Genomic DNA, 12,835 nt, shown 5'->3' on the forward strand with positions numbered 1-12,835 from the left:
TTGGTATTTAGACTGTAAAAAAGTTATACAGATAGTGTCCAAAAAATTGACACTGATTTAAAAAACTCAATTTCAAATTGTAGTTTTATTAGGTCTTTGCGAGGCATGAAGTAATCCGTTCCTTTTTGCAAATGGTTTTGCCGGATTGGTTCCCCCATATTCGCAGGGATTCGAATCTATATTTCAATTCATACCCTACGACAAGGGGCATATTATTTTTTTCCATGCTGGACGCCAATATCTTAGTAATCGATGACAACAAAAGCGTGCTGAGCGCCCTGGAGATATTGCTTCAATTTGAATACAAGAATGTAGCGACTATCTCCAATCCCAACCAGATATCTTCCTTCCCTGGATTTCAGAATTTGGATATCGTTCTATTGGATATGAATTTCTCCGCCGGAGTAAACACCGGTAACGAAGGGTTGTTTTGGTTAAAGGAAATTAAAAAGAAAGCGCCCCACATTTCCGTGATCATGATGACCGCCTATGGGGCCGTGGACTTGGCCGTAAAGGCCATTAAGGAGGGAGCTTCCGATTTTATTCTAAAGCCTTGGAACAATGAGCGGTTACTGACCACGGTAAAATCGGCCTATGCTTTGCGAAAGTCCCAAAAACAGGTTAAGGAACTAAAGCAGAAACAGGACAACCTAAAACAGGTTATCAACCAAAAGAAACATTACATCATTGGAAATTCCAAAGCACTGCATTCCGTTCTTAACTTAACGCGCAAAGTTTCCAAAACGGATGTAAACGTATTGATTACAGGTGAAAACGGAACCGGTAAGGAATTGATCGCCCGTGAACTCCATCATACGTCTCACCGTAGCCAAGAAGTATTCATTTCCGTGGATATGGGTTCCATCTCCGAATCCCTTTTTGAAAGCGAGCTTTTTGGGCATCTAAAAGGAGCATTTACGGATGCGAAGGAAGACCGAGCCGGAAAGTTCGAGGCCGCCAACGGAGGCACCCTTTTTCTGGATGAGATTGGAAACTTATCCCTACAGACACAGGCCAAATTGTTATCCGCTATTCAGCATAAGACCATAGTGCGCGTAGGATCCAACAAATCTATTCCGGTGGATATCCGGCTCATATGTGCCACCAATAGCGATTTGGAGAAAATGGTGGCCGATGGCCTTTTTAGGGAGGATTTGCTCTATCGCATCAATACGATTCAAATTAATGTTCCGCCCCTACGTGAAAGGGAAGGGGATATTTTGGTTTTGGCCGATTTTTATCTCAATAGGTTCATGTCCAAGTATGGGAAACAGGGTTTACGTATCAACCAAGCCGCCCAAGAAAAGCTAATGGTCTATAATTGGCCGGGGAATGTTCGCGAATTACAACACACTATGGAACGAGCGGTCATCCTTTCTGAGGGCACCGTATTAAAACCCGAGGATTTTTTATTGACCGCCTCAACTGCCATTTCCATGGATACCGGGCCTAACACCCTGGAGGAGATGGAGCTATTGATGATCAACAATGCCCTAAAACAAAACAATGGGAATTACAGTGCAGCAGCGGAGCAATTGGGAATCTCCCGGCAGACCCTCTATAATAAACTGAAAAAATTGGGCAGCTAATGGCAAGTCGCAATTTTTATTTTCAACTAATCCTAAGGGTACTGCTCATTACCTTCACTGCCATTGCCTTGGCCATTTCATATGTGAACCAATGGTACCTTGCTACAGGTATTCTAGCTATACTTTTGGTATCCCAGACCTATTTTTTGATTACGTTCATTAATTCCACCAATCGAAAAATCGCCTATTTTTTTGATGCCATAAAAAATGAGGACTTTACCTTACGCTTCCCTGAACGGGTCTCCATTAAATCCTTTAAGGAACTTAACCGAAGTCTAAACCGGGTAAATGGACTTATCCAGGAAGTTCATCTTCAACTGCAGATTCGGGAACAGTACTACCAACAAATTTTAAAACAGGCCAATATTGGTATCATGACCTTCAACAAAAAGGGCCATATTCTATTTTCCAACCCAACTTTGGAGAAGCTGTTGAACTATAAACCGCTGAATCATATTAAACAATTGGCCCAAGTGGATCAAAGCCTTTATGAAATTTTTGAAAAGTTGGAGCCTTTTGACCGGGAACTTGTTCAATTGACCAACGAACGGGAAAAGACCCATCTGGCCGTAAAGGCGACTTCCATGTCCTTGGATAGGCAATCCCTTTTGCTGGTCACCGTTCAGGATATCCATAAAGAATTGGACGAAAAGGAAACCGATTCATGGATACGCCTTATTAGGGTATTGAACCATGAAATTATGAATACCATCACCCCCATTACCTCTATTTCAGAGTCCATTTTGAAGTATTATCAGCTTAAAGATGGTTTGGCACCTTCCGAATACATTACCGAAGATCTGGTAAAGAATACCGCCAAGGGTCTAGGGGTAATCCAGGAGCAAGGAAGAAACCTCATGGATTTTGTACATTCCTATCGTAGTTTTTTGAGTTTGCCTCCTCCGGACAAGGCTTTGGTTCCCGCACAAAAGTTATTGGACAACGTAAAAACCCTAATGGATCAACAGAGCCAAAACAATGCCATCTACTTTGAAGCAAAGGCAAATCCTGAAAATCTAGAGCTTTTCATTGACGAAAAACAAATTTCCCAGATATTGATCAATCTTTGCAAGAATGCCCTGCAGTCTTTGGAAGGCAAGGAAAAAGGAACCATCAAAATTTTATCCGGTACCAACGAAATAGGCAAAAAGTTTATCGAGGTATGGGATAACGGCCCTGGAATTCCTGAAGATCTTATTGACGAAATCTTTGTGCCTTTCTTTACTACCAAAAATGCGGGGACCGGTATTGGTCTCAGTCTGTCCAAACAGATCATGCACTTACATGGCGGAAATATAAAAGTACGTTCGGTACCGAATAGGGAAACGTCCTTTCTACTTACTTTTTAGGGTTTTCCCATGGACACATATCCAGGTGCCTTAGTGTAATTCTAAAATGAAATACCCTTGCGATTCAATGCGGCTTCCCTAGAAATTATAACGTTAAGTTAACAATAGCATGGCTAAGGGCTCATTATCTTTCGACCATCTCCCGATTTTTTGATTGCACCACAGAATTCAAATGCATAACCCTGGCAATGATGAGAATCTATTTTGCCGCTGTATTTTTCTTCATTTCCTTGGTGTCAATGGGCCAAGAAAGCGGAATGCCGTTTTACCGCGTATATGAACCCCAGGAATACAAAGGTCATCGTCAAAATTGGGCCGTTGCCCAAGATGAACGAGGCAATATGTACTTCGCCAACGAGGGTCTTTTGAGCTTCAACGGAGAAGATTGGAATTTGGATATGGTTCCCAATCAAAGAGCCCTTAGGTCATTGGCCACAGGGCATGATAAAATTTATGTAGGCGGAAACAATGAATTGGGGTTCTTTAAAAAGCAGGGGGGCACGTATCAGTTTACCTCTCATTTGAAACACGTCCCCGATAGCCTGAAAAATTTTGACAGGGTCTGGACGACCCTGGTATTTAAAAAAAGCGTCTATTATCAAACAGACACCTTCGTCCTACGGGTTTCGCTCAATGGAAAATCCAAACTCTGGGAATTTACCGAAAACAATGTCTGGAAGCTTTTGCTCCTAGATGGAACTTTATATGTCGATGTGCCTAGGGAAGGGCTTTTAGCCCTAAACAATGAAGACAAGTTTGAACTTGTTCCGAACGGAGAAAAACTAAAGTTCGTTGGAATGGAGTTTTTGCTCCCTGTTGACGAAGGATGGGTTATTGAGAAAAGAGATACACTTCGGTTATTTGATGGTAAAGAACTTAAAGAATTCAAAAATGAGGCTTCTGAAATTTTTCGTGAATATGGCCTGGATAACGCTATAAAAACAGCTTCAGGCGATTTAATTTTAACGACCCGGAAAAAGGGAGGAGTGGTCATTTTAGATGAGAAAGGAAGATTAAAAAAGCATTTGACCTCGGAAAATGGATTTAGCAATGAAATTGTCCGAAATCTTTTTGAGGACAGTGAGGGTTCCATATGGTTTGCCTTGAATACCGGGATATCCAGATTAGATCTATCAGCTCCTTTACGATACTATGACTCGGAAATGGGTCTGGACGGTACCACTACGGCCATTCAAAGGTTCAATGACAAATTGTTCGTTGGCACAACGGACGGTTTAAAGATTTTGGGGCCAAAGAGCTTTAATTATGTAGGTTCCATAACTTCCTTGATACAAGATTTGGACACTATTCAAAACCACCTTATTGTCGCAACGAGTAGGGACAGCTTATATGCTATTGATACTAACGAAAGAATAACCGCTATAGACCATTCAAAAACCGAATCAAAGGGGATATTCCTCGAAATCCTTAGGCCGGCAGAAGATGATAATTCTTTTATTTGCCTTTACGAAGAGGGTGTTTTTCAGATAAAGTATGAAAAAGGCAAATGGATTTTAAAACAGGAATTGACTGGTTTTTTCCAAGATGCCGAACACCTGGTTCAGGAAAGGCCCGGTAAAATTTGGGTAGACACTGGGGTAAATGGCTTCTATGCCATAACATACTCCCTTACCGATTCCGGTATGTTCGATTTTGAAAATGCAACGGTCAAGAATTATTTTTTGAAAGACGGCATTCCAAACGGTAGGACCACAATGTATCCCTTTCATGGGGAACTGATCGTCACAAAGGACGAGGAACTCTTCTTGAGTTACAATACAGGAAAAGACAGGTTCGAGGAAACAACCGAAATCTGGCGATTTATGGGCTATGAAGGAAAAAATGATTCCATTACCGATTTTTGGAAGCATGGACAAAAGTCGAATTCCTGGATCGAAATCCAGAAAGACGGAAACCCCTTTTTATTGAATTCCAAACAAGTAAAGGACAAATACGAACATTATTTATATCCGTTGAACACCTATACGACCCGGTTTGGGGATATAAGGGGGGCAAGAACCTTTCAGGTCGAAAAAGGAAAAGTGTACTATGGGGGCATTAAGGGTGTAGTTGAATATGATATCGAAAAAGCGAACAACATAGCTAACCAGGTCAATATCCATATTACCAAAATGTCGACTTCGGATACCACCTATTTCAATCCTCCAGTATCGGGGCGACTCGAAAATATTGGATACAATAATAGGGCCCTAACTTTCGAATTCTCCTCTACAAGCTACAAGGATGCCGAAAACAAAAGATATCAATATCTGCTGGAAGGTTTTGATACGGATTGGTCCGAACCTTCTCGCAGCCATACAAAGGAGTATACAAGCCTGCCCCCCGGTGACTACACTTTTAAGGTCAAGGCATTAAACGATTATTTCATCCAGAGCCCCGTGACATCCATAGGTTTTAAGGTAAACTATCCGTGGTACTGGAATACGGTTTCAATAGCCGCCTATATACTTTTGATAGGTTTGATGACCTATCTCTATAGTCAATGGCGCACCAAAAATTTGAAAAGAAAAAATCTCCGGTTACAAGAAACCATCAACAATGCAGTAGCCGAAACCCAAAGGCAGGCCGATGAAATAGCGGAGCTTTACGAGGTAAAGAATCGTTTCTTTGCAAATATTTCCCATGAACTCCGTACCCCTTTAACTCTAATTTTAGGTCCATCCTCGGATTTAATGGAGGATGATAGCCTTAAGCCCATACAGAAAAATAAGCTCACCTTTATAAACAATAATTCCAAGCGATTACTCAGATTGATCAATCAATTGCTAGATCTATCCAAATTAGAAGCCGGTAAACTGGATTTGAAGGTGAGTCAACAAAACATTATCAAAATGGTCTCCATGTTGACCGAGTCCTTTGATTCAATGGCCATTTCAAGAAAAATAAAATTGGAATTTTCATCGGAATTAAAAGAGCTCTATGTTTTTTATGATGTGAATAAAATGGAACAAGTATTAATAAACCTGCTTTCAAATGCGATGAAATTCACCAAGGAAGACGGTAAAGTTCAGGTTTCGATCAAAAAGAAAGAAAACAAATGTTTGATGGAAGTGAAGGATTCCGGTATCGGAATTAATGAGGAACAGTTGCCGTATATCTTCGACCGTTTTTATCAGGCGGACAATAGCGAATCCAGGGAACACGAAGGTACGGGTATTGGTCTTTCACTTACCAAGGAATTGGTAGAAGCACATGGCGGGAAAATACATGTTGAAAGCAAGACCGGGGAAGGAACTGTTTTTCAGATTGTTCTGCCTTTGGGGAAGGCCCATTTTGAGGAACATCAATTGGCCAAACTGAAACCCATCCCTTCGGAATCAAAAACAAATATCGCCGAAACATTGTTGGTGGAAGAAGTTTCGGATCAAGAAAGCAGGGGTTTTGAAGAAGTGGTCCTTGTAGTCGAGGATAATTCCGAAATGCGGGCATACATCAAGGGCCAGATGCAAAATCATTACAAAATACTGGAGGCCGAGAATGGACAAATGGGCCTTGAAATTGCACAAAGTGAAGTCCCGGACCTTATCATTTCCGATGTAATGATGCCAAAAATGGACGGTACCCAACTCTGCCAAAAAATTAAAAACACAGAGGTAACTTCACATATTCCGGTAATTCTCCTTACTGCAAAAGCTTCCGAAGAGGACAAAATCAAAGGATTGAGTATTGAGGCAGATGCCTATTTGGCCAAACCCTTCAACAAAGAAGAGCTTTATGTGAGGGTAAAAAATTTGATCCTAAATCGAAAAAAATTACAAAAACGCTTTGCCCAAAGTACTTTAATCAGTCCCAAAGAGATTGCGGTTACCTCAATGGAAGAGGCTTTTTTGGAAAAATTAATCAATCAAATCGAAAAAAAGATGGGTGACGAAACTTTTGGTGTTGAGCAATTGGCCTATGCCATAAACCTTAGTCGATCCCAACTACATCGCAAAATGCTTTCCATCCTAGACCAAACCCCTAGTCTTTTTATTCGTAAATATCGGTTGGAGCGTGCCAAGCAATTACTCGAAAAACATTCCGGAAGGGTTTCTGATATTGCTTTTCAAGTAGGCTTCTCCAGTCCTTCTTATTTCACCAAATGTTTCGTTGAGGAATTTGGCTATCCTCCAAAGGACATCCATAAAAATAGGCCGTAAGACCTCATTGATAGTTCTTGCGACATCGTTTACATTTTTTCTTTTTTAGACTTTCCCAAGCGACAAGAGTCATTGTTTTTGCTCAAATCCTTATAGTAAAAAAATAGTGCCTGCTATTCCTTTGTCCTCGAAAAATAAACAAGCCTTTGTGCTTCAAAACACTCATCCAGTAAATACATAATAAAAAGCGAAAACATGAAAACAACGTTCAGGAAAATGCCTACACGCGAAAAGAGAATCTCAACATTATCCAAGTTATCCGAGAGTAAAAGGGTCCATTGGGTAGCACAAAGGAGATATGACTGTTCATCTTTCTTTAACTAGAAAGCATTACAAAGAAATTAGAATCAAAACCTATTATTAAAAAACAAGAATGAGACTTTTAAAGACAATTGTAGTACTGGTATTCCTATATACCGCATTTACACATGCACAAAAAAAGGAACCTAAATTTGAAGTTTTAAGCGATACCATGTTAAAAGCCATATACTATCATAACAATGGGGAAATCTCCCAAATTGGATGTTTTAAAAATGGAAAACTCCAGGGAGAATGGATCATGTTCAATGAAAATGGCAAGAAAATCGCAATAGGCGAATACAAGGAAGGTAAAAGAATCGGGGAGTGGTTCTATTGGAAACCCAATGGGGAAGCCCTACGAGAAGTTACCTATTCCAATGGAAAGCTGGTCAATGTTATCGAATGGACAAATTCGAGAGCACTTTTTTAGGTCAACCTTTTCCTTGATATAAAAAAAGGAGGCGAAATTCGCCTCCTTTTTGGTTCCATCATACCATTCTTGGAATGTACAAACCAGCATTCCTTTTACTTTTGTCCCCAGCAAAACAAACTACAATGCCCTTCTGGCAAGAGGAGGGTGAGATTCCCTATAGCTTTGATGCTTAATTTGTTTGACCTTCCCTTTTTGTGAAGGTTGCAATAGGCTTTCACGGACTTTGCCTACAAAAACAATGGTTAGAATAAAACTACAAGCTAGGAGCTTATCTAGGAAAAGAGCCCCGTTCATAAAGGAAAACAAGTTTAAAAGTACTAGAAAAACCATGCCCAAAATGGGTAAAAAAATTTTCTTTTTCAGCTGCATTTTAAATTCTTTAAAGTTGATTACTATCTGTATAAGGTGCTAGAATTGGTGTGCTTAAAACAGTATTAAGAATTGATGGTAATTTCAAGGGAGCCATTTATTTTGAAGGTATGCCCCAAATTGGATGCCTCTTTGATAAACGCCTTTGCGATTCTTTTTTCTTCCTCAAGCTCCGCGATACGACCATCAAGTTGGTTGGTCTCCCGTCCATGATCTCCTTCCCAGATTTGAAGTCTTTGAATTTTGTGAAAGTTGATTTTTTCATCTAATAGGGCATTCACTACAAAAGAGGCTTCGGATCGGGTGAACTCTCCTTTGACCAGTTGAATTTTTTGTTCCGTTTTTTGCGCCTTGCTCAATTCTTTTGTTTCCATTTTAATTTGTTTTTTGACAGGTTTCTATAAACTTTGGTACAAAGGTTATTATTTTTTTACATTAATTTATATTTATATTTATTATGTGATATATTAACTTTTTTAATGAGTACTGGTTTGCCTTAAGTCAGAAGGCCTTAAAATCGCAATGAAACCAGCGAAGTACATAGATATTGTGATGGTCTTTTTGCAAAGAACCTAAATGCCTTAGAGGATATTTTGGTGGGTAAAATGATGGTCACGGACAGCTTTTGTCTTGTTGAGCCTATTGGTCAATGGTTCCCAATTTCCAGGGAGTTCAATAGGGGCATTATTACCTGTTGCAGGACCAAAGTGGGATTCTCCCTTTTCGTTGAAACCTCTAAATGAACGGGCGCCCGGAGGGAGAAATAGCAAAGGCCGATTCTTTAAAATATCGGAATTCCGGTTTGGATACAAAAAGATCCAAACAGATACAGCAAGCCTTGTTGGAGCTGATAAAAACCACAAAACCTTACTTGGAGAAGGAGCTCACTTTGTACAATCTGGCCGAAAGGTTAAAGGTACAACCCAATCATTTGTCCCAAGTAATCAACAGTCTTGAGGGAAAGAACTTTTTCGATTTTATAAATATGTATCGCGTAGAGGCTGCAAAGGAAAAAATACGGCTGGGAGACTATCAAAACCTAACCCTTTTAGGGATAGCGTTTGAAAGTGGGTTTAATTCCAAGGCCTCTTTCAACCGGGCCTTTAAAAAGTTTACGGGCCAAACCCCTACGGATTATAAAAAATGTTGACCCCAACTCTGCCCAGGTTTAGTAACCACAAATGTACGCTGGCCCACCAAAATGGGAAATATAGAGGTTTTTAGGTCCGAAATGGAGAAATCGAAATACAGGATTTAAACGGTTGCCCATGGGAAATCGGTCTTAGATTGTTGTTTACAGGGCTGATTTAGTCGTTGGCGGATTTTGTAATCCTCTAGTCCCTTAAAAACCTTTTATTGAGGGGTATATGACCTCGGCAACTATCTGAATCGAATACAATCGACAATAAATATCATCAAAATGGAAATTCTCAGAAAGTATTACTATTTGCTATACGTTGCGGTGGCCCTGGCTATTTATGGGTGTAAATTAGAACCCCTGTTTACCGAGCAGACAAAGGAAGGTTTTAATCTGGCAAAAAATCTAAATGGGGCCACCTTAGGGTATAGTTTGCAATCAGGAGTACAGCTATTGACGGTAGATGGATTGGCATTTAAAGATCTAAACAAAAATGGATCATTGGACTTGTATGAAGACTGGCGTTTGGATATACGGGAACGAGCGGAGGATCTTGCCTCAAAGATGTCATTGGAACAAATGGCCGGTCTTATGCTGTATAGCGCCCATCAATCCATTCCGTCCGGCGGAAGACGATCGTCAAACTATAATGGCAAACCCTATGCAGAAAGTGGTGCATCTCCAGGTGACCTTTCCGATGACCAGAAGGACTTCCTGACCAATGATAATCTCAGACACGTATTGATTACACGTGTAAAATCCCCGGCGGTTGCCGCTCAATGGAACAATAATGCACAGGCATTAGTGGAAGGTCTGGGAATGGGCATTCCCGTAAATACCAGTTCAGATCCCAGGCATGGGAGTGATTCTTATGCCGAGTACAATGAGGGAGCTGGTGGTAGCATCTCTATGTGGCCCGGATCCCTAGGTATTAGTGCTTCGTTCGACCCTGAAATAATGCTTCAGTTTGGGCAAATCGCTTCAAAGGAATATCGTGCATTGGGCATCGCTACGGCATTATCGCCTCAAATAGATTTGGCCACCGAACCGCGATGGAGCCGTTTCGACGGAACCCTTGGGGAAGATCCCGATTTGGCGACAGATATGGCAAGAGCCTATGTAGATGGTTTCCAATCTTCCGATGACCGGGGAGGTTGGGGTTTTCAAAGTGTAAATGCCATGGTAAAACACTGGCCCGGAGGCGGTCCCGAGGAAGGAGGTCGAGATGGTCATTTTGGCTATGGCGCCTATGCGGTATACCCTGGCAAGAACATTAAGGACCACATGCAACCTTTTACGGAAGGTGCCTTTAAACTAAACGGCCCAACTAAATTGGCTTCAGCGGTAATGCCCTATTATACCATCTCGTTTGGGCAAGATACCAAGGACAACGACTTGGTAGGAAATGGTTTCAACAAATACCTTATTACGGATGTTCTTCGAGGGGAATATGGTTACGACGGGGTACTTTGTACGGATTGGGGTATTACCCGCGATGTAAGTGCGGTGGACAAGTTCGAAGGAAAAAGTTGGGGCGTGGAAAATCTGACCGAGATTGAAAGGCACTATAAGGCTATCGAAGCCGGGATGGATCAATTTGGTGGCAATAACGATATGGATCCTGTTTTGGAAGCCTACAAAATGGGTGTTGCCCAACATGGCGAAGAATATATGCGAAAACGTTTTGAAACATCGGCCATACGGTTATTAACTAATATTTTCCGGGTCGGGCTGTTTGAAAACCCTTATTTGGATATCGCGGAGACCGAAAAATTGGTCGGTAATCCTGAATATATGAAGGCTGGCTTTGAGGCTCAATTACGGTCAATTGTGATGCTCAAAAATCAGTCCGCTACGCTTCCCTTCAAGGAAAGACAAAAGGTGTATGTGCCACAACGTTACATTCCCGCAAGTAGGAATTGGTGGGGCGTGGAAACTCCTGCGAAGGAGGAATCCCCTTTCAATTTGGAGGTCGTGAGAAAATATTTTGAGGTGGTAGAAAATCCTGCTGATGCAAATTTTGCATTGGTTGGAATCAAAAGTCCGGACGGAGGTGTAGGTTATGACAGGGCAGATGTGGCAAAGGGCGGCAACGGCTATATACCCATAAGCCTACAATATGGCCCATACAAGGCAGTTGATGCCAGAGCCAAGAGCTTGGCCGGCGGAAGCCCATTAGAGGACTTCACCAATAGGTCTTATAAGAACAAATCGGTCACCACATCAAATATTTCCGACATGAAATTGGTAAACGAGACCAAGTCAAAAATGGGAAGAAAGCCCGTAATTGTTATAGTAGACGTTGCTAAACCCATGGTTTTTTCCGAAATCGAGAAGAATGCTTCCGCAATCTTGGTCCACATGGGTGTGCAGGATGATGCCTTAATGCAAATTTTGACAGGTAAAGCAGAACCCTCAGCGCTTCTTCCATTTCAAATGCCTGCAGATATGAAAACCGTAGAGACCCAATTCGAGGACGTTCCCCGCGATATGGTGCCTTATGTTGATGGCGAGGGCAACACCTATGACTTTTCGTTTGGACTGAACTGGAACGGGCTTATCAACGATGAACGTGTCCAAAAATATAAGTGATTACGTATACAAAAAGGTATTTGAAACTTTTTGGAGGTTTTAAAATATACAAGATGTGTTATGCATCGAAAAGCGCACCAAAATCATTTCGGATTTTTAATGCATTTGTTTCACATCAAATATTAAAAAATTGTTTGGTGGCCGTTTGCTCTAGAGCTCTTTAAAGTAACTTCGGATTCGGATAGTTTTTGGATTGGTCTTCTATGGTATTGTCCAAACACGTAAAGTCCTTTTCCACCAAAAGGGAAAGCGCGCCGCTATCGTTCCATTCCACCGAATTGGTATAGCCCACGCGGTCGTTGTTGGCCCAAGTTAAGAGTTCCTCTTGGGGAAGGTAAAGGGTAATGGTGTCCCCCACGAAATCAGCCTCCAATTCCTTGATTCCCGTTTTGCCCTCAAGAGCATAGATTAGGGTTTTTGCGCCAAAGTTCGTTGTTTCCTCATATCGGCCTTCTTGGCAAAAAGTCGCTACCTCCGGTTTGGTCAACCGGATCCGTACTGAATTGCCTTTGATTCTTATCTTCATATTCTTCCTTATTTATGAATTGTCCAACATAGCTTCGCCAACTTTATAGTTGATAGTTACCCTGGTGCCTTCCCCGGGTATAGAATTAATGAATCCGGAAAATTTTCAGCTTTTATGCTACAGTACGTATTAAAAATACGTCCATTTAGAAAGCTCCATAACAAAATAATTGAACAAATTGGAAAGAACAAATTCTCAAATGTCCACAGGTCTCAATTTGGAGATTTCTTCACGGAGTGATCATTAAAATTAAACCATAAGAAGAAAAGGAGTTCTTCTTTAAAGCTAATGGCCCAATTTTATCCCTACCCTGCCGAAGCACAAGATAATGAATGCAATACCGAGTCCGATAACTGGAGTAAAAACATAGGAAGATGCA

The 12,835-nt window shown here is 41.2% G+C and carries 8 protein-coding genes; 6 read left to right on the forward strand and 2 right to left on the reverse strand.

The features are described from left to right. Positions 1-224 precede the first annotated feature (224 nt). From ACP2AF_RS04645 to ACP2AF_RS04660, 4 genes are all read left to right on the forward strand, one after another. Positions 225-1,589: a sigma-54-dependent transcriptional regulator gene (locus ACP2AF_RS04645; RefSeq protein ID WP_425235076.1), complete on the forward strand. Its 1,365-nt coding sequence runs from the start codon at positions 225-227 to the stop codon at positions 1,587-1,589. After that, entirely contained in the window at positions 1,589-2,938 is a 1,350-nt protein-coding gene (locus ACP2AF_RS04650) for a sensor histidine kinase (protein ID WP_425235077.1), read from the forward strand. Before ACP2AF_RS04645 ends, ACP2AF_RS04650 begins: the two co-directional genes overlap by 1 nt. A 188-nt stretch (positions 2,939-3,126) precedes the next feature. After that, positions 3,127-7,098, forward strand: a complete 3,972-nt coding sequence (locus tag ACP2AF_RS04655; protein ID WP_425235078.1) for an ATP-binding protein — start codon at positions 3,127-3,129, stop codon at positions 7,096-7,098. 373 nt (positions 7,099-7,471) lie between these two features. Next, the gene (locus ACP2AF_RS04660; protein ID WP_425235079.1) at positions 7,472-7,828 is read left to right on the forward strand and encodes a toxin-antitoxin system YwqK family antitoxin; all 357 of its coding nucleotides are present in this window, start codon (positions 7,472-7,474) and stop codon (positions 7,826-7,828) included. A gap of 437 nt (positions 7,829-8,265) precedes the next feature. Here the strand turns inward: ACP2AF_RS04660 and ACP2AF_RS04665 are convergent, their stop codons facing one another. Next, positions 8,266-8,574 carry a hypothetical protein gene (locus ACP2AF_RS04665; protein WP_425235080.1) on the reverse strand — a complete coding sequence of 103 codons (309 nt, stop codon included), beginning with the start codon at positions 8,572-8,574 and terminating at the stop codon, positions 8,266-8,268. Positions 8,575-8,939: 365 nt separating this feature from the next. On the opposite strand from ACP2AF_RS04665, the gene ACP2AF_RS04670 reads away from it, so the two are divergent. Continuing rightward, positions 8,940-9,350 carry a helix-turn-helix domain-containing protein gene (locus tag ACP2AF_RS04670; RefSeq protein ID WP_425235081.1) on the forward strand — a complete coding sequence of 137 codons (411 nt, stop codon included), beginning with the start codon at positions 8,940-8,942 and terminating at the stop codon, positions 9,348-9,350. A gap of 270 nt (positions 9,351-9,620) precedes the next feature. After that, the gene (locus tag ACP2AF_RS04675; protein ID WP_425235082.1) at positions 9,621-11,930 is read left to right on the forward strand and encodes a glycoside hydrolase family 3 N-terminal domain-containing protein; all 2,310 of its coding nucleotides are present in this window, start codon (positions 9,621-9,623) and stop codon (positions 11,928-11,930) included. Positions 11,931-12,090: 160 nt separating this feature from the next. On the opposite strand, the gene ACP2AF_RS04680 is transcribed toward ACP2AF_RS04675, so the two are convergent. Beyond that, positions 12,091-12,456 carry a DUF7009 family protein gene (locus tag ACP2AF_RS04680; protein ID WP_425235083.1) on the reverse strand — a complete coding sequence of 122 codons (366 nt, stop codon included), beginning with the start codon at positions 12,454-12,456 and terminating at the stop codon, positions 12,091-12,093. Positions 12,457-12,835 lie beyond the last annotated feature (379 nt).

This window comes from Ulvibacterium sp. (genome assembly GCF_965248315.1).
In the GTDB taxonomy this organism is placed as follows: Bacteria; Bacteroidota; Bacteroidia; order Flavobacteriales; family Flavobacteriaceae; genus Ulvibacterium.

Bases quoted from the DNA above. Each gene is read 5' to 3' on its own strand.
- ACP2AF_RS04655 (WP_425235078.1), top strand. From the start codon at position 3,127: ATGATGAGAATCTATTTTGCCGCTGTATTTTTCTTCATTTCCTTGGTG.
- ACP2AF_RS04660 (WP_425235079.1), top strand. From the start codon at position 7,472: ATGAGACTTTTAAAGACAATTGTAGTACTGGTATTCCTATATACCGCA.
- ACP2AF_RS04670 (WP_425235081.1), top strand. From the start codon at position 8,940: ATGAACGGGCGCCCGGAGGGAGAAATAGCAAAGGCCGATTCTTTAAAA.
- ACP2AF_RS04650 (WP_425235077.1), top strand. From the start codon at position 1,589: ATGGCAAGTCGCAATTTTTATTTTCAACTAATCCTAAGGGTACTGCTC.
- ACP2AF_RS04680 (WP_425235083.1), bottom strand. From the start codon at position 12,456: ATGAAGATAAGAATCAAAGGCAATTCAGTACGGATCCGGTTGACCAAA.
- ACP2AF_RS04675 (WP_425235082.1), top strand. From the start codon at position 9,621: ATGGAAATTCTCAGAAAGTATTACTATTTGCTATACGTTGCGGTGGCC.
- ACP2AF_RS04645 (WP_425235076.1), top strand. From the start codon at position 225: ATGCTGGACGCCAATATCTTAGTAATCGATGACAACAAAAGCGTGCTG.
- ACP2AF_RS04665 (WP_425235080.1), bottom strand. From the start codon at position 8,574: ATGGAAACAAAAGAATTGAGCAAGGCGCAAAAAACGGAACAAAAAATT.